Genomic DNA, 15,568 nt, shown 5'->3' with positions numbered 1-15,568 from the left:
TCAAAAATAGAGGTGCGTACCACTGCCGACGGCTCGCCCACGCTCTACGTGCCCGCCCTCGATGAGCACTACCACAGCACGCACGGCGCGGCGCAGGAGTCGCGCCACGTGTTTATCGAGGCGGGCTTGCGGCCGTTGTTGGCGGCCGGGCTGGGGCCGGCTGGGGCCGGGCCACTGCGCATTTTGGAGGTGGGCCTCGGCACCGGTCTCAACGCCTTGCTGACACTGCAAGCAGCCCACGCCGCGGGGGCTGTTATTGAATATGATGGGTATGAAACTTACCCGCTACCGCCCGATGCCGTGGCGGCGCTGGCTCCGCAGTGGGCTAGCGAACCAACACTCAGTGTGGCATTTAAGCAATTGCACGCCGCACCTTGGCAGGAGGTTGCAGAAATTGATGAAACGCTTTTTCTAACCAAAATTCAGGAGGCGGTGCAGCAGGCCAACTTGGGCAAGGAACTCTACAACCTCATTTACTTCGACGCCTTCGCCCCCGAAAAACAGCCCGAGCTGTGGACCGAAGACGTATTTGCCCGGCTCTATGCCGCCGCCGCGCCCGGCGCGGTGCTCGTGAGCTACTGCGCGCAGGGCCAGTTCCGGCGTAACCTGCGGGCTGCGGGCTGGCTCACCGAAAAGCTGCCCGGCCCGCCCGGCAAGCGCGAGATGACCCGCGCCCGCAAACCCTCTTAATCATTTACTAATCTTTACTTTAACGCAATGCCTGCTTCTTCAGCTATCGAAATTTATTGCCCGGCCTGCCAGTGGGAGCCCGATGGCGGCGCGCACTGGCAGTGCCGCTGCGGCCACGTCTGGAACACGTTTGACACGGGCGGCACGTGCCCCAAATGCCACTACCGCTGGGCCGTAACCACGTGCCCGCCCCGGCCGGGCGGCTGCGGCGTTACGTCGGCGCACATCGACTGGTACCACGGCCTCGATGCGCTGGTCGAGGAGCTGGTGGAGGCGGCCATGCCCGCGCCGGTGGCCGTTTACCGCCCGTAGCATGAGCCGTAAATTTCTCGATACCGAAAGCCCCGCCTGGGTCAGCGAGGGCCTCATCACCGAGGACCAGCGCCGGCGCCTGCTGGCCCGCTACCCGCCCGAGCTGGTGCAGGCGGTGGGCCTGTTGCCCTTGCTGGGCAGCATATTAGTGGGGCTGAGCGCGCTGAGCGTGGTGGCTGCCAATTGGCAGAGCCTGCCCACCGCCGTGCGGCTGGGGCTGCTGCTGGGCAGCCTGCTGGCTGCCTACACGGCCGGCGAGTACTTCTTGCGGCGCGGCAACCGGCGGGTGGGCCACGGCCTGCTGAGCCTGGGCCTGGTGCTGTTTGGGGCCGGTATTATTCTCACCAGCCAGCTTTTTCAGCTGGTGGGCTACGATGTGAGCGGCCTGCTGGCCTGGGTAGTAGCGGGCGTATTACTCAGCTATTTATATGATAGTCAGAGCCTTATCTTATTACCCATCGTAATTGGCGCGGCGGTGCAAACATACTGCACCCAGGCGCTGGGCACGTTCAGCTACGCTACGGTGGCGCTGGTAGCGCTGGGCAGCGGCTACCGCTGGTGGCGCCGGCCCGATGCGCTGGTGGCCACCATTCTGGCGCTGGGGCTACTGTGGCAGGCGGGGCTGTGGGTGGCGGTCAGCCACGCCAAAATCACCTGGTTTTTTATTCCGGCCATGCTCGTGTACGCGGCCGGCGACTGGCACCGCGACCGCGCCGCCGGCCGCGCCCTGCAAGGGCCGCCGCTGGTGGCGGCCTATTTGTTTGCCCTGGGCCTGGCCCTGTTTGGCGAAACCGACCAGTACGCCGGGCTGCTGCGGCCGCCGGTGCTGGCCTACCTGGGGGCGCTGGCGGCCGTGCTGGCGCTGTCGGCGGCGGGCAAGCGGGCGCGGGCCCACCTGGGCAGCCTGCCCGACTGGCTGCTGCTGCTACCGGGCTTTTACCTGCCGGGCGGGCTGCCGCTGGCCATTGCCACGCTGGTGGTGCTGTACGCCCACGCCGGCTCGGTGCTGGCCCGCGCCCACCGCTCGGGCGAGGCCGGGCAGCTTACGCTGGGCACCGTGCTGTTTGTGGTGGCGACCATGGTGGCGTACTTCAAGCTGACCTGGGCTTTCCTGGATAAGTCGCTGTTTTTCCTGATTGGCGGCGTGCTGCTGCTGAGCCTGAGCTGGTACCTGCGCCGCCGCAATGCTCAGCGGCTGGCGGCCGGCGCGGCCGCCGTCACGGCCGCATCCGAAGCTCCTGAACCGGCCTAAATTATGCTCACGCGCACTTCTCCCTCGCACCGAATGCTGCTGCGCCTGCTCGTGGCGGCGCAGGTGCTCTACGTGCTGGGCGTGGCCGGGGCTGGCTACGCCACCACGGCCTACGGCCAGCACATCTGGCTGGCTACCAGCCCCGTCGATTTGCACAGCTTGCAGTACGAGAGCTTCGTGCGCCTGCGCTACGCCGCCGCCAAGGCCCCGCTCACGGCCTGGCACGGCGCGGGCCCACCCCAGCGCCGGCAGGCGGTATACGTGCTGCTGAACGCGGTGCCGAGCCCCGACAGCCTCGCCACCGTGGCCGGCGTCTATGATAAAACCCTCAGCCCCGGCGCGGGCCAGGCCGTGCTGCGCGGCTGGGTTACCGATGTGTACAGCCGCACCCTGGGCCTGCGCTACAACCTGGAGCGCTACTACGTGCCCGGCGACAGCCCCCTGCGCCTGGGCAAAACCAGCCCCGCCGTGCGCGTGCGCGTCAGCATCGCCCCCTGGGGCCAGGCCCGCATCGAGCGCGTAGCGCTGCTGCCGGCTACTGCCGCTCGCTAGGCGGCAGCAGCTGGCGGTCGGCCGCCGAGAGGTCGGTGAGGGCGTATTTCGACTGGCCGGTGATGTTCATCTCGTCCAGAATATCCACCATGTCGCTATATTTGGCGTGGGGGCCAGTCTTGATAAGCACCACGGGCGCGGGCTGCTGGCGGCCCCGCGCTAACAGCGCCTGCCGGATGCCTTTGGGGCCAAAATCGGTAGTGTGTAGCGTGGGCGCCGGCACGCTGGGGTCGGTGGTCGCGTTCAGCCCAAAGTAGTAGAATACCCGGTGGCCCGCCCCCAGCATAATGGTCATGGCGCGTGACGCCCGCAGGGGTTCATTCTGGTCAGCTGACTGCGGCTTCACCGGCATGGTCAGCTGCATCACGCGGGGCTTGGCGAAGGTGGTGGTGAGCATGAAAAACGTGAGCAGCAGAAACGCCAGGTCCACCATCGGCGTCATGTCGAGGCGGAAATTGTGCTTGCGAGCGCGCGGTTTTTTACCAGCTTTTGGGGCGGGTCGGTCAATGGCAGCCATAAGGTAGCGAATTAAGAATGAGGCCACTGCACGCGCCGCGCCGCCGCAGCGCTACCATAAGCAGTAGCTACCTTCCTGATGCCCCGCGCCTAAAAATTCCACACGCCGCCCGGCGTGATAAGCGCGTGCAGCGGCACGTCGGTGGGCAGCACGTCGGCCAGCGCGGGCACCGGGGCCTCCTCCAACATACTGAGGCCGATGAACACCGCCCCGGGCCGGCACTGGGCCAGGAAGCGGTCGTAGAAGCCCCCGCCGTAGCCCACGCGCTGGCCCTGCTGGTCGCAGGCCAGCAGCGGCACCAGCACCGCATCGAGCTGCGCGGGCCGCACCTCGGTGGCCAGGTCGGGGGCCGGCTCCGAAATGCCCCAGCGGTTGAGCAGCAGCGGCGTATGAGCAGTCAACTCATAGTGGTTCAGGAAGATGCCATCGGGCTGCACCACGGGCGCGGCCAGGCGCACCGGCAGCCGTTCGGCCCAGATGCGGCTGATTATTAACCAGGTATCGGGCTCGTTTTGCTTCAGCAGCGGCAAAAAAACGTGCAGCCAGCGCCACTCCGCCACCGGGAAATGCTGAAACAGTTGGGCGCACAGCTGCTCGCTTCTCATCGCTAACTCGCTTTCGGATAATAACTTACGCTCGGTAAGGGCGGCGCGGCGCAGGGCGGCTTTGGCGAGGGGCTGCATGGCGCGCTACTGGCAGGCGCTGAAGGGCCGCTCCACGAGTTCCTGCTTTTTCTCGTCCCAGCGGTAGCAATGGCGGGCCAGCGTTACCAGCTTGTTATTCAATACTTTATACTCCACATTGATTACCGACGAGCCGGCGCAGCACGAGTTGTGCTCGTACACGCGGCGCTTTTTGGGGTCAAATTTCAGCGACGTGCCCTCGTAGCCGCTGGCCACGTAGCGCTGCCTGGCGGGGTCATAGAGGTAGTACAGGCTCGTGGTATTGGGACCGGCGTAGGTACTCTCAAACACCGAAAAATCGGGCAGGCCATCGAAGTTATAATCGCCCACCTGCACGCTGTAAATACCCATCGGCTGCACCTCCACGGGTAGCTGTTGTAGCACCCGGTTAGTCTTTTTTTCGAGCAGCTGCACGGCCGTCGGCTGGTCTTCGTCTTTGCCCGGCTTGCCCACCAACACCATCTTGAAGTAACTGTCTTTCAGGGCCTCGGCTTGCAGCAGCCCGTGCTGGGCCGGCTGGCTGGGGCGCGCCAGCACCAGCGGCAGCTGCCGGCCGGTGGCCAGGCTGCGCCAGGTGCCCGTGAGCCGGGCGGCCCCCGCCGCAAAGCTGGCGACGGTGAGCGTGGCGGCCGGCTTGCCGTGGGCGTCGGGCTCGGTCAGCGTGAGCGCGCCCTGCTTCAGCCGGCCGCTGAGCTTAATCGGCGTGCCGATTTTGGTGTAGAGGTACACCCCAGCCAGCTCGCCATCGCCTACCGAGTTCAGCGTCAACTCAATGGGCGCGGTGCCTACCGTGCCCACGTAGGCGGCCTGGCCCCGGGCCGCCGAAGCCGCGAGGGTTATTAGGCAAAATATTGCTAATGAGTATTTTATCATGATAATCAATCCTCCGCCGTTACGTAGAAGCTGAGCTTGGGCTGCATGCCGGCCAGCAGGGCGCCCACCGACGCCCGGTCCCACGGGGCCTGGCTGGTGCGCCGCCAGTAAATCTCGTTATTGGCATAGCCGATGGCGGCCGAGAAGGTGAATTCGGCCCGCGGGGTGGCGTTCTCCCACTTCAGCATTTCGATGGCGAGGAAGAAATTCTCGTCTAAAATGAGCTGGTCGGCGCTGAGGTCAACGGTGATGGGGCCGCGCACGGCGGGGGCCGTCACGATGATGTCGCGGGTGAGCAGCTTGGTATCGGTAGGGCGTCCGCGCGCATCGAGGCGATAAATATTAACCCGAAACGTGACTACGCCCTGCGCCGTGCGCGCGATATTGAACGTGGCATTGCGCAGGCGGGTGGGCCGCCGGCTCAGCTTGATAACGGTGCCCACCTGGCCCCCCAAATCGTTGTTGCTAAGCGTATTGGTAGAGGTTTCGCTGTTGCCGGTGTTGCCCAGCGTGTGCACCCGCCGAAACTGCGACTTGCCCGCCACCCGCACCTCGGCCAGCGCCACGGCGGCGGCGGTGAGCGCCAGGTTGGGCGCGCTTTGCAACTGCCGCAGCGTGAGCAGCCGCGGCTGGTAGCCCAGGTACGACACCCGCACGGTATCGGCGGCCAGCTGCTCCTGAAACGCCAGCCCGTACTGCCCCTGCTCGTTGCTGACGGTGCCGAGCGCCTTGCCCACCACCCCAATATTCACAAACGGCAGCGGCTGCCCGGTTTTGGCGTCCGTCACGCGCCCGGTTATGGGTTGGGCCCCGGCGACAACGGCCAGCAGCCAGAAAAGCACGAGCAGCGAATAGCGAACCATAGTCGCAAAGAAAGAGCCCAGCGCCGGAGTGGCACTGGGCTCTTTTAGATGCAGTGCGGCGGCTGTGGGTTGCCCCGGACCTGCGCAATAGCCGGGAGCCAGCTTGAGCAGGGCGCCAGCTAGTCGAGTTACGGACGGCGCTACCTGGCTGGGGTGGGCAGCTGCCTTTTTACCTCCGCAATGTGATGCTCCAACTGTTGTACGCGCCCCTGCCAATAGGCCAGGGCAGCCGGCGCGTCTACCCGGCCTTTGTCATCTTTTTGCAAGCCCCAGTTCTGGTGCCAGTTCTCTTTTTTATCCGCCTCATGCTCAATTTTAGTTATTGGTGCTGAGCGAATTAACCAGTAGCGTAGCTGTTCTACGTAGCCGCTGAGCTGCTGGGTTAAGTGGCTCACCAGCTCCTCGGCCGTAGCAGGCACCAGGCCGGGGCCGCCGCAGCCGCACGAGTGAAACGCAATGCCCACTTTGTACAGCCTGCGCAGGTGCTGCCAGGCCCGGTAGTCATCTTTGGGCGGGGCCTTAAAGTCGCGACCCATGCTAGCCATTAGGCCACCGCAATCGGGGCATTTGGCAGTTTCCGGCTCTTCCTTAAGCACTTGCTTTTCTTGCAAAGTGGCATTCACCCTAAACCAGTGCCCCGCCACCGACTCCTGACGTTCGGGTTGCACATCGGTCAGGAGCCGTCTTTTAAAAGCCTTGCGGCAATCGAAGCACGCATAATGCTGCTTATAACTGTGCATGGCGTAGCGACACATGAGCGAGGAATTAGATAGGTAAGACTATGGTGTACGATGATTACCAGCGGGCTGGTTGCTCAGCCCTCCGTCACCACCGCAAACTCCAAGGCCAGCGGCTCAAATGCCGCCACCAGCTGCTCGATAAAGCCGGGGTTATTAAGCAGGATACTCAGCACGTTATCCGTCCGCTCCTGCAAGCCGCCCTCGGGGAAGAGCTTGTCTTTGAGGGCCGTGAGCTGGGCGTAGGCGGTTTCGTGCTTGGCTTCGGCGGCTTTGGCGAGGCGCTTTTCGAGGCCGGCGAGGCTGCCGGCGGCTTTCTGGGCTTCGGCGGCCACGGTTTTTACCAGCGTGGGGTCGAGGCGCTGGGCCAGGGCCTGCACCTGCTCGAAGGCGGCGGCCAGCGCTTGCTGCTGCGCGGCCAGGCTGATTTCCTCCTGCCCCAGCTGCGCGCCGACTTGCTTTTTCAGCTCGGCCAGCGGCTTGAAAATATCGGTGGCCGTGAGGCCCAGCTTGGCGAGCTTGCCGGCGTTGGCGCGGCTCAGGTACATGGCCGAGTTGCGGGGCAGCACAATGGGGTAGGGCACGCCGAGCGCCGCAAACACGTCTTTGAGTTGAAACCAGTAGGCCACCTCGGCCCCACCGCCGATGTAGGCGAGGTTCGGCATCAGGATTTCCTGGTACACCGGGCGCAGCACCACGTTGGGGCTAAAGCGCTCGGGCTCGGCGGCGGCCAGGGCCAGCAGCTCAGCTTGCGGCTGGGAATCAAGCTCCAGGCGCTCGCGCTTGCCTCCATCGGTGAGGAAAAACAGGTTGAGCGGGCGCGAAAACACCTGCGGCTTGTAGCCGGCGGCCGTGAGGCGGCCGTTGGTGGCCTGCACCGCCTGGTTGGAAAACTGCTCGCGCAGCTCCTTCTCCAGTAGCGGCTTAAGCGCCTGCTTTAGCGCCGGCCGGTCGGCGTCGAGGCACAGCAGGCCGTAGTCGCCAAAGAGGCTGGTAGCCAGCCGGCGCGTGGCCTCGCTCAGGTTTTGGCTGCTGGTGTAGGCCTCGCGGAAGGCGGCGGGCACCTCGGGCGGCAGCTGGCTTAGCAGCTCTTCGTCAAGGCCTTGCAGGCGCAGGCGGCCTACGGGGCCGCCCAGACCGGCCGCGCCGCCGGGCCCGGCCCAGCTATACGTTTTGCCGAAGAGCGGAAAGCTGTTGATTTCGGCAAAATCGTGGTCCTCGGTGGCCAGCCAGTACACCGGCACGAAGTCGTAGGCGGGGTAAGCCGCCTTTAGTTCCTGGCTCAGCTTGATGGCCGTAACTATCTTATACACAAAATACAGCGGCCCGGTGAGCAGGTTGAGCTGGTGCCCCGTGGTGATGGTAAACGTGGTGTCGCGGGCCAGCAGGTCGAGGTGGGCGGCCACGGCGGGCGGTACCTCACCGCCCAATTCGGCGTATTGGGCGCGCAGGTCGGCCACGAGGCGCTGGCGGGCTTCGGGCGAGTAGCTAGCTTTTTTCTCGTCGATTTGGGCCTGAAAAGCCGCCAGTTCGGGCCGGCGGTTATAAAAGGGAGCCAGGGCCGGTGCGCCGGCGATGTAGTCGGTAAGCAGGCCCGAGAACGCGCCGGTGGTAGCGTAGGAAAGTGTCTGAACCACGGATTTTTCGGATTTAGCGGATTGGTCGGATTTTGTGGTCGGCGCGGTGCCGCCAGGCCCTTACCGGTTGGCAAAGGTCGGGAGTAAACAAAAAAGGCAGCCAAGTGGCTGCCTTTTCCTAAAACGAGCCTACTTGCCCGTTATTGAATCGTCTACAAAATCCGCGGCTCTCATACCTAGCGCACGACCTCGCCGTACAAATCGAAGTCCGACGCGCCGGTGATGTTTACGTTGGCGAAGCTGCCCTGTGGGATATGCAAGTCGTTGGTAGCCAGCACCAGTACCTCGTTGTCTACCTCGGGCGAGTCGAACTCGGTGCGGCCCACGTAGTAGCCGCCTTCGAGCCGGTCGAAGAGCACCTTATACGTCTGGCCCACGCGCGACTCGTTGTAATCCAGCGATATCTGCTGCTGAATTTCCATGATGCGGTCGGCGCGGTCCTGCTTTACCTCAGCAGGCACATCGTCGGCCAGGGTGTGCGAGTGCGTGTTTTCCTCGTGCGAGTAGGTGAAAATGCCCAGGCGCTCGAACTTCGATTCCTGCACAAATTCGCACAGCTCCTCGAAGTCCGCCTCCGTTTCGCCGGGGTGGCCGGCGATGAGCGTAGTGCGCAGCGCAATGCCCGGCACCCGGTCGCGGATGTCGCGCACCAGCTCCTTGGTGCGGCGGCCCGTGATGCCCCGACGCATGCTTTTCAGCATGTTATCCGAAATATGCTGCAACGGCATGTCGAGGTAGCGGCAGATGTTGTCGCGCTCGCGCATCACGTCCAGCGCCGCCAGCGGGAACTGCGACGGGTAGGCGTATTGCAGGCGCAGCCACTCCACGCCGGCCACGTCCGAGAGGCGCTCCAGCAGCTCGGGCAGCTTGCGCTCGCCGTAGGCTTGCAGGCCGTAGTAGGTGAGGTCTTGGGCAATGAGAATCAGCTCTTTAGTACCCATGCTCACCAGGCGCTTGGCCTCGGTTACGAGGTCTTCCATGGGCCGGTCCACGTGCTTGCCGCGCATCAGCGGGATGGCGCAAAACGAGCACGGGCGGTTGCAGCCTTCGGCGATTTTGAAGTAGGCGTAGTGCTTGGGCGTGGTGAGCAGGCGCTCGCCTACCAGCTCTTTTTTGTAGTCGGCCTCCAGCACTTTCAGCATCTGAGGCAGCTCCAGGGTACCGAAAAACGCGTCGACCTGCGGAATCTCGACTTCCAGCTCGTCTTTATAACGCTGTGACAGGCAGCCCGTTACGTATAGCTTCTCCAGCTTGCCGTTCTCCTTCTCCTCCGCGTAGCGCAGAATGGTGTCGATGCTCTCCTGCTTGGCATTGTCGATAAAGCCGCAGGTATTGATAATCACGATGTTGGCGTCCGACTTCTTGGCTTCGTGGGTCACCTGGAAGTCGTTGGCCTTGAGCTGGCCCATGAGCACCTCGCTATCGACGAGGTTTTTGGAGCAGCCCAGCGTTATAACGTTGACTTTATTCTGTTTAAGAGTTCTAACTTTCATAAATCACTGATTAACACGGTGTAGCGTAAACTTTAGCTTGCGAGTGAGCGCAGCGAGCAGGCGGGACCGGCCGGCCCTGGCGCGAGTTGCTCGCTGCACTCACTCGCAAGCTAAAGCTTACGCTACGTGCGCGTTGGGCAACAGGACTGGGCGGTTTAGGGTTTCCTGGCGGACTAGAGCGCCTCGAACTGGCGCAGGAAGCGCACGTCGTTTTCGGTGAACAGGCGCAGGTCCTTCACTTGGTATTTGAGCATGGTAATGCGCTCGATGCCCATGCCCCAGGCGTAGCCCGAGTATTTTTCGGGGTCGATGCCGCAGTTTTCGAGCACGGCGGGGTCTACCATGCCGCAGCCGCCGATTTCGACCCAACCGGTGCCTTTGCAGATGTTGCAGCCCGCGCCTTTGCAAATGAGGCAGGTGATGTCGATTTCGGCGCTGGGCTCGGTGAAGGGGAAGTAGCTGGGCCGGAACCGAATGTTGATATCCTCGCCAAACAGCTCACGCACAAAGTAATAGATGGTTTGCTTGAGGTCGGCAAAGCTCACGTTCTCATCAATGTAGAGGCCCTCTACCTGGTGAAACAGCATGTGCGCCCGCGCCGAAATGGCCTCGTTGCGGTATACCCGCCCCGGCATGACGCGGCGAATGGGCAGCGGCTCGTTTTCCATCACCCGCACCTGCACCGTGCTGGTGTGGGTGCGCAGCAGGCCGGGCTGCGTATCGCCTTCCACGGCGGGCACGAAAAACGTGTCCTGCATGTCACGGGCCGGGTGGTTTTCGGGGAAGTTGAGGGCCGTGAAGTTGTGCCAATCGTCCTCAATTTCAGGGCCTTCGGCCACGGCGAAGCCGATGCGCGAGAAGATACGCAGCATTTGCTCGCGCACCAGGTTGAGGGGGTGGCGCGTGCCCAGGGCGTGCGGCACGGCGGGCAGCGTGTAGTCGAAGCCTGCGTCGGCGGGCTGGTTGGCGGTGGCGGCTTCCACGGCGGCCTGGGCCTCGTCGAAGCGGGCCTGGGCCTGCTGCTTGAGGCCGTTGAGCTGCTGGCCAATGGCGCGGCGCTCGTCGGCGGGCACCGTTTTGAGCTGGTCAAAGAGGTCGGCCAGGCGGCCCTTGCGGCCTAGGTAGAGAAGGCGAAACTGGTCGAGGGCGGCGGCGGTGCTGACGTCGGCGGCGGCCACCTCAGCGGCCAGGCCCGAAATAGATTCCTGCATGATACCCGCAAAGGTACGGCCGGCCCTGCGGCGCGCTAAAACGCAGTCTAGCATTGCTTTTCGAATAAGTTATAATATTCTAGCCGAAAGCAAGTTACATTATGGGTGCCGCTGCGCAATGCGGGGCTGCCCCAGGGCTTTGCCAAAAATTGGCATCGCCTTTGCAAACACCTTTTCAGCTTTCCACTCCTCCCACTCCTTTTCCTTTCTCACCATGGTACGCCGTTTTCTCCTGCCGCTGTTGGGTATTGCGCTTTTTGCTAGCACCGCCGCCACTGCCCAAACCGTGCCCGCCAAGCCAGCCGCCGGGGCCTACGCCCGCCCCGTGGCCCGCCCCGGCCGCACCCTCACCGCCCGCGAGAAGCGCGCTGCCGAAGCCACCGCCAAAGCCCAGGCCGCCCAAGCCACCGTGGCCGCCGCCCAGGTACCCGCCACCGCCAGCAGCACCAGTTGGAACGGCTGGGGCGACGAGCCCGTAGCCGCCGGTGATAACACCGCGGCGCACCGCCCCACCGCCAACCTGTCGGTGGCCCCCGGCATGCCCATCAACCAGGTAGGCCACGGCGTAACCACCGACTACAACGGCCGGCCCCTGCGCCGCGAGGTAGCCAGCACCACCATCACCACCCGGCGCTAGCCGCCCGCTTTTCTCCCTTTTTTCTGCCTACACTGCTGCGGCCACGGAAGCTAGCCTTTCGTGGCCGCTTTGCGTATGAAGAGGCAGCCCGGCCGGGCAGTTGTGCCGGGCATTTCCAACTTCATTATCAGAATCTTATGTCATCCTTTCGTAGCCTTTGCCTACCCCTGCTGGGCGCAGCGGCGCTAACCCTGTCGGGCGTGCCCCAGGTAGCCAGTGCCCAAACCAAGCCCAAGGCCAGCCCGGCCCGCAAGCCGGCCCCCCGCATGGTGCCCAATACCACGCCCGCCGCCCGCGCCGCCGACCCGCTGCGCGGCACCAACAACAATGGCCAGGGCAACAACGTGTACGCCGCCCCCGGCGAACCGGTAAACGTGCGGGACAACGGCAAAAACACGCCCCCCTACGACGGCCCCGCGCCCCAAGGTGCCGCCCGCACCCGCACCACGCTCGGCACCGTGAAGTAGCCAATCCGAGGTAACCAAAAAGGCCCGTCGCAATCCCTTGCGACGGGCCTTTTTTAATTATTTAATTAAAAAACAAGTAGTTACTCGGCGGCCTGGTAGTAAAGCGTGCTGCAATTTTCGGGGCGCAGCACCAGCTCGGCGGCGGCGCGCAGGTCGGCGGGGGTTACGGCTTGCAGCTGGGCGGGTTCCTCGTTTACGAGGTTGGCGTTGCCGAGCAGCTTACCGATGGCCAGGGCCAGGGCGCGGTTCAGCAACTCGATTTCGCCAAAGACCAGGCCCGCTTCGGCCTGGTTTTTTACTTTTTGCAGCTCGTCGGCGGGCACTTCGTCGCGCAGCAGCTCGGCTACCACGGCCTCCACGGCGCGGTCGGCATCTGCGAGGGCCACGCCGGCGTTGAGCTTGCCGCTCACCACAAACAGGCCGGGGTCGAGGGCCCCCGTTACGGATGCCGATACGTTGTTAAATAGTTGAAGCTCTTTTACTAAGCGCTGATGCAGGCGCGAGCTTTTGCCCCGGCCCAGCAAGTCGCTCAGCAGGTCGATGGCGTGGTAGCGCGGGTCGAGGCGAGCGGGCATGTGGTAGGCTTTGTAGAGAGCCGAGAGGGGCACGGCGGCCGTTACCTCGGCGCGGCGCGCTTCGGTTTGGGCGGGCTCCTGGGGCAGCTGGCGCAGCGGGCGCTCGCCGCCAGCAATGGGGCCAAACCACTTCTCCGCCAAGCGCTTAACCTCCTCAAACGCCACGGCGCCGGCCACTACCAGAATGGCGTTTTGGGGCGCGTAGTGCTGGCGAAAAAAGGCGCGCACGTCGGCCATCTCGGCCTCTTCGATGTGGCTGATTTCCTTGCCGATGGTGTTCCACTGGTAGGGGTGGTTTTGGTAGGCCAAGGGCTTGAGCTTCAGCCAAACATCGCCGTAGGGCTGGTTGAGGTAGTTCTGCTTGAACTCCTCCACCACCACTTTGCGCTGCACGTCGAGGCCGTTCTCCGAAAACGCCAGGTCCAGCATGCGGTCGCTTTCGAGCCAGAAGCCGGTTTCGATGTTGGCGGCCGGCAGCGAGAGGTAGTAGTTAGTAATGTCCTGCGAGGTGAAGGCGTTGTTTTCGCCCCCCACTTTTTGCAGCGGCTCGTCGTAGCTCGGAATGTTTACCGAGCCGCTAAACATCAGATGCTCAAACAGATGAGCAAAACCCGTGCGGTCGGGGCTTTCATCGCGTGAGCCCACATCGTACAGGATGTTGAGCACGGCCAGCGGGGTGGCAAAGTCTTCGTGCACCAGGCAGCGCAGGCCGTTGGGCAGGGTAAATTCCTGAAAATGAATCATAGCAGGGCGGGTCGGGCCAGCAAGTGGCTGGTTTGACAAACTTAACAGCGCCACCCCCAAAAAGGTGTGCATGCCTACTACATAGCGGTGGCAGGCTATTGCCTGGCGGGCTTCGAGCCCTTTTGAATAGGCACTTCTGTGGCTAGCGCCCAACGGTAAAATGAGACAAGTAGCGCGGCGGGCGGCGAGGCCGGCCGGTGGGCCAGCGGACCCGCCGCCGCTTACATTAAAATACGTACAGCCCACGTTGTGCCGTGCGGGCAGCTAGCTGCCGCCCGCCGCTACCTTTGCCACCCCCAACCCGCCCCCCAACGCTCATGATTTTTGACCGCAAAGACTACTCCAACGACCTGCTACTGCGCCTGTACCGCGAACTGCTGAAGCCGCGCATGATTGAGGAAAAAATGCTGATTTTGCTGCGCCAAGGCAAGGTAACCAAGTGGTTTTCGGGCATCGGGCAGGAGGCCATTTCGGTGGGTAGCACGCTGGCGCTCAATGCCGATGAGTACATTTTGCCGCTGCACCGCAACCTGGGCGTGTTTACGGGGCGCGGCGTGCCGCTGGGGCGCTTGTTTGCGCAGTGGCAGGGCAAGGCCACGGGCTACACCAAGGGCCGCGACCGCAGCTTCCATTTCGGCACCAACGAGCACCACATTGTGGGTATGATTTCGCACCTGGGCCCGCAGCTGGCCGTGGCCGACGGCATTGCCCTGGCCGACGTGCTCGACAAGCAGCCCCGCGTAACGCTCACGTATTCGGGCGATGGCGGGGCCAGCGAGGGCGACTTTCATGAGGCGCTCAATGTGGCGGCGGTGTGGCAGTTGCCGGTTATTTTCCTCATCGAAAACAACGGCTACGGCCTCAGCACACCCAGCAACGAGCAGTTTCGGTTCAAGTCGTTTGTGGATAAAGGGCCCGCCTACGGCATGGAGGCCGTGCAGGTAGACGGCAACAACGTGCTGGAGGTGTATGACAAAATAGCCACCCTGGCCGCCGACCTGCGCCAAAACCCGCGCCCCGTGCTAGTGGAGGCCCTCACCTTCCGGATGCGCGGCCACGAGGAGGCCAGCGGCACCAAGTACGTGCCCGCCGAACTCATGCAGGAGTGGGCCACCAAAGACCCGGTCGAGAACTACGAAAAGTGGCTGCTGGCCGAGGGCATTCTCAGCGAAACGGCCAAGGCGCAAACCCGCGAAAGCATCAAGCAGGAGATAGAAAAAGGCTGGCAGGAAGCCGAAGCTGCCCCCGCGCCGGTGGCCGACACGGCCACCGAGCTGGCCGATATGTATCAGCCTTTCGTGCAGCCGCTTACTGAGCCGGCTGCCGATGGCCCGGTGCCCGAAAAGCGCTTCATCGACGCTATTTCGCAGGGCCTGCGCCAGAGCATGGAGCGCTACCCCGAGCTGGTGCTTATGGGCCAGGACATTGCCGAGTACGGCGGCGTGTTTAAGATAACGGAGGGCTTCGTGGCCGAGTTTGGCAAGGGGCGCGTGCGCAACACGCCGCTCTGCGAGTCGGCCATTGTGGGGGCGGGGCTGGGGCTGAGCATTCGGGGCAAGAAGAGCATGGTCGAGATGCAGTTTGCCGACTTCGTGACCTGCGGCTTCAACCAGATTGTCAACAACTTAGCCAAGAGCCACTACCGCTGGGGCCAGAACGCCGACGTGGTGGTGCGCATGCCCACCGGCGCGGGCACGGCCGCCGGGCCGTTTCACTCGCAAAGCACCGAAGCGTGGTTTACCCATGTGCCAGGCCTGAAAGTGGTGTACCCCAGCAACCCGCACGACGCCAAGGGCCTGCTCTGCGCCGCCTTTGAAGACCCCAACCCGGTGCTGTATTTCGAGCACAAGCTGCTGTACCGCTCGCTGAGCGGGCCGGTGCCGGCGGCGTACTATACCACGCCCATCGGCCAGGCGGCGCTGGCCCAGGAAGGCAACGACCTGAGCATCATCACCTACGGTCTGGGCGTGCACTGGGCCTTGGCGGCTTGCAAAGAGCTGGACGTGCAGGCTGATATCATCGACCTGCGCACGCTGCTGCCCTGGGATACCGAGGCCGTGGGCCGCTCGGTGCGCAAAACCGGCCGCGTGCTCATTCTGCACGAAGACACGCTGGCTGGCGGCCTGGGCGGCGAAATCGCGGCCTGGATTGCCGAGCACTGCTTCGCCAGCCTCGACGCGCCGGTGCGCCGCGTGGCTGCCCTCGACACGGCCGTGCCGTTTGCGCCGCAGTTGGAGGCCGACTTTTTGCCCCAGCAGCGGCTGCGTGAGCAGCTGCGGGCCCTGCGCGACTACTAGCCGGGGTGCGTGGTTTGTATATTGCCCG

The 15,568-nt window shown here is 63.7% G+C and carries 16 protein-coding genes; 7 read left to right on the top strand and 9 right to left on the bottom strand.

What is annotated here, in order from left to right:
- The first annotated feature begins 12 nt into the window (after positions 1 to 12).
- The 4 genes from mnmC2 to QMK33_RS13830 are packed head-to-tail and all read left to right on the top strand — an operon-like array spanning position 13 to position 2,806.
- Positions 13 to 690 carry a tRNA (5-methylaminomethyl-2-thiouridine)(34)-methyltransferase MnmC2 gene (gene mnmC2 / locus QMK33_RS13845; protein ID WP_283565190.1) on the top strand — a complete coding sequence of 226 codons (678 nt, stop codon included), beginning with the start codon at positions 13 to 15 and terminating at the stop codon, positions 688 to 690.
- 27 nt (positions 691 to 717) lie between these two features.
- On the top strand, positions 718 to 1,002 hold the full coding sequence (locus tag QMK33_RS13840; RefSeq protein WP_283565189.1) for a hypothetical protein: 285 nt from the start codon (positions 718 to 720) through the stop codon (positions 1,000 to 1,002).
- Between the two features lies 1 nt (position 1,003).
- Positions 1,004 to 2,254: a DUF2157 domain-containing protein gene (locus tag QMK33_RS13835; RefSeq protein WP_283565188.1), complete on the top strand. Its 1,251-nt coding sequence runs from the start codon at positions 1,004 to 1,006 to the stop codon at positions 2,252 to 2,254.
- Positions 2,255 to 2,257: 3 nt separating this feature from the next.
- On the top strand, positions 2,258 to 2,806 hold the full coding sequence (locus QMK33_RS13830) for a GDYXXLXY domain-containing protein (RefSeq protein ID WP_283565187.1): 549 nt from the start codon (positions 2,258 to 2,260) through the stop codon (positions 2,804 to 2,806).
- Here the strand turns inward: QMK33_RS13830 and QMK33_RS13825 are convergent.
- The 8 genes from QMK33_RS13825 to pheS all read right to left on the bottom strand — a co-directional run bounded on the left by QMK33_RS13825 (position 2,790) and on the right by pheS (position 10,820).
- Positions 2,790 to 3,323 (bottom strand): ExbD/TolR family protein, encoded by a 534-nt coding sequence (locus QMK33_RS13825; protein WP_283565186.1) that lies wholly within the window; start codon positions 3,321 to 3,323, stop codon positions 2,790 to 2,792. The two genes, QMK33_RS13830 and QMK33_RS13825, sit on opposite strands and share 17 nt — an antisense overlap.
- 89 nt (positions 3,324 to 3,412) lie before the next feature.
- A complete protein-coding gene (locus QMK33_RS13820; RefSeq protein WP_283565185.1) occupies positions 3,413 to 4,006 on the bottom strand; it encodes a 5-formyltetrahydrofolate cyclo-ligase in 594 nt (197 codons plus the stop codon).
- Positions 4,007 to 4,012: 6 nt separating this feature from the next.
- Positions 4,013 to 4,879, bottom strand: coding sequence for an XAC2610-related protein (locus QMK33_RS13815; protein ID WP_283565184.1), 867 nt, complete (start codon positions 4,877 to 4,879; stop codon positions 4,013 to 4,015).
- Between the two features lie 5 nt (positions 4,880 to 4,884).
- Positions 4,885 to 5,742: a carboxypeptidase-like regulatory domain-containing protein gene (locus tag QMK33_RS13810; RefSeq protein WP_283565183.1), complete on the bottom strand. Its 858-nt coding sequence runs from the start codon at positions 5,740 to 5,742 to the stop codon at positions 4,885 to 4,887.
- A gap of 140 nt (positions 5,743 to 5,882) precedes the next feature.
- Positions 5,883 to 6,278, bottom strand: coding sequence for a hypothetical protein (locus QMK33_RS13805; protein WP_283565182.1), 396 nt, complete (start codon positions 6,276 to 6,278; stop codon positions 5,883 to 5,885).
- A 278-nt stretch (positions 6,279 to 6,556) separates the two neighbouring features.
- Positions 6,557 to 8,116: a bacillithiol biosynthesis cysteine-adding enzyme BshC gene (gene bshC, locus QMK33_RS13800; RefSeq protein WP_283565181.1), complete on the bottom strand. Its 1,560-nt coding sequence runs from the start codon at positions 8,114 to 8,116 to the stop codon at positions 6,557 to 6,559.
- A 176-nt stretch (positions 8,117 to 8,292) separates the two neighbouring features.
- Positions 8,293 to 9,609 carry a 30S ribosomal protein S12 methylthiotransferase RimO gene (gene rimO / locus QMK33_RS13795; protein ID WP_283565180.1) on the bottom strand — a complete coding sequence of 439 codons (1,317 nt, stop codon included), beginning with the start codon at positions 9,607 to 9,609 and terminating at the stop codon, positions 8,293 to 8,295.
- 173 nt (positions 9,610 to 9,782) lie between these two features.
- The gene (gene pheS / locus QMK33_RS13790; RefSeq protein WP_283565179.1) at positions 9,783 to 10,820 is read right to left on the bottom strand and encodes a phenylalanine--tRNA ligase subunit alpha; all 1,038 of its coding nucleotides are present in this window, start codon (positions 10,818 to 10,820) and stop codon (positions 9,783 to 9,785) included.
- Between the two features lie 214 nt (positions 10,821 to 11,034).
- On the opposite strand from pheS, the gene QMK33_RS13785 reads away from it, so the two are divergent.
- The gene (locus QMK33_RS13785; protein ID WP_283565178.1) at positions 11,035 to 11,457 is read left to right on the top strand and encodes a hypothetical protein; all 423 of its coding nucleotides are present in this window, start codon (positions 11,035 to 11,037) and stop codon (positions 11,455 to 11,457) included.
- A 137-nt stretch (positions 11,458 to 11,594) separates the two neighbouring features.
- A complete protein-coding gene (locus QMK33_RS13780) occupies positions 11,595 to 11,924 on the top strand; it encodes a hypothetical protein (RefSeq protein ID WP_283565177.1) in 330 nt (109 codons plus the stop codon).
- An 80-nt stretch (positions 11,925 to 12,004) separates the two neighbouring features.
- Here QMK33_RS13780 and QMK33_RS13775 read toward each other — a convergent pair whose 3' ends face one another.
- Positions 12,005 to 13,243 carry a M16 family metallopeptidase gene (locus QMK33_RS13775; protein ID WP_283565176.1) on the bottom strand — a complete coding sequence of 413 codons (1,239 nt, stop codon included), beginning with the start codon at positions 13,241 to 13,243 and terminating at the stop codon, positions 12,005 to 12,007.
- Positions 13,244 to 13,560: 317 nt separating this feature from the next.
- Here QMK33_RS13775 and QMK33_RS13770 point away from each other — a divergent pair, with 317 nt between their 5' ends.
- The gene (locus tag QMK33_RS13770; protein WP_283565175.1) at positions 13,561 to 15,540 is read left to right on the top strand and encodes an alpha-ketoacid dehydrogenase subunit alpha/beta; all 1,980 of its coding nucleotides are present in this window, start codon (positions 13,561 to 13,563) and stop codon (positions 15,538 to 15,540) included.
- Positions 15,541 to 15,568 lie beyond the last annotated feature (28 nt).

The sequence above is a fragment of the Hymenobacter sp. H14-R3 genome, assembly GCF_030063445.1.
In the GTDB taxonomy this organism is placed as follows: Bacteria; Bacteroidota; Bacteroidia; order Cytophagales; family Hymenobacteraceae; genus Hymenobacter.
Note: the sequence above shows the minus strand (reverse complement) of the source record. Positions and strands in the feature narration are given on the sequence as shown.

Coding starts and splice junctions, on each gene's coding strand:
- QMK33_RS13830 (WP_283565187.1), top strand. CDS start 2,258: ATGCTCACGCGCACTTCTCCCTCGCACCGAATGCTGCTGCGCCTGCTC.
- pheS (WP_283565179.1), bottom strand. CDS start 10,820: ATGCAGGAATCTATTTCGGGCCTGGCCGCTGAGGTGGCCGCCGCCGAC.
- rimO (WP_283565180.1), bottom strand. CDS start 9,609: ATGAAAGTTAGAACTCTTAAACAGAATAAAGTCAACGTTATAACGCTG.
- QMK33_RS13770 (WP_283565175.1), top strand. CDS start 13,561: ATGATTTTTGACCGCAAAGACTACTCCAACGACCTGCTACTGCGCCTG.
- QMK33_RS13785 (WP_283565178.1), top strand. CDS start 11,035: ATGGTACGCCGTTTTCTCCTGCCGCTGTTGGGTATTGCGCTTTTTGCT.
- QMK33_RS13835 (WP_283565188.1), top strand. CDS start 1,004: ATGAGCCGTAAATTTCTCGATACCGAAAGCCCCGCCTGGGTCAGCGAG.
- QMK33_RS13805 (WP_283565182.1), bottom strand. CDS start 6,278: ATGGGTCGCGACTTTAAGGCCCCGCCCAAAGATGACTACCGGGCCTGG.
- QMK33_RS13820 (WP_283565185.1), bottom strand. CDS start 4,006: ATGCAGCCCCTCGCCAAAGCCGCCCTGCGCCGCGCCGCCCTTACCGAG.
- QMK33_RS13840 (WP_283565189.1), top strand. CDS start 718: ATGCCTGCTTCTTCAGCTATCGAAATTTATTGCCCGGCCTGCCAGTGG.
- QMK33_RS13780 (WP_283565177.1), top strand. CDS start 11,595: ATGTCATCCTTTCGTAGCCTTTGCCTACCCCTGCTGGGCGCAGCGGCG.
- QMK33_RS13810 (WP_283565183.1), bottom strand. CDS start 5,742: ATGGTTCGCTATTCGCTGCTCGTGCTTTTCTGGCTGCTGGCCGTTGTC.
- QMK33_RS13775 (WP_283565176.1), bottom strand. CDS start 13,243: ATGATTCATTTTCAGGAATTTACCCTGCCCAACGGCCTGCGCTGCCTG.
- QMK33_RS13815 (WP_283565184.1), bottom strand. CDS start 4,879: ATGATAAAATACTCATTAGCAATATTTTGCCTAATAACCCTCGCGGCT.
- QMK33_RS13825 (WP_283565186.1), bottom strand. CDS start 3,323: ATGGCTGCCATTGACCGACCCGCCCCAAAAGCTGGTAAAAAACCGCGC.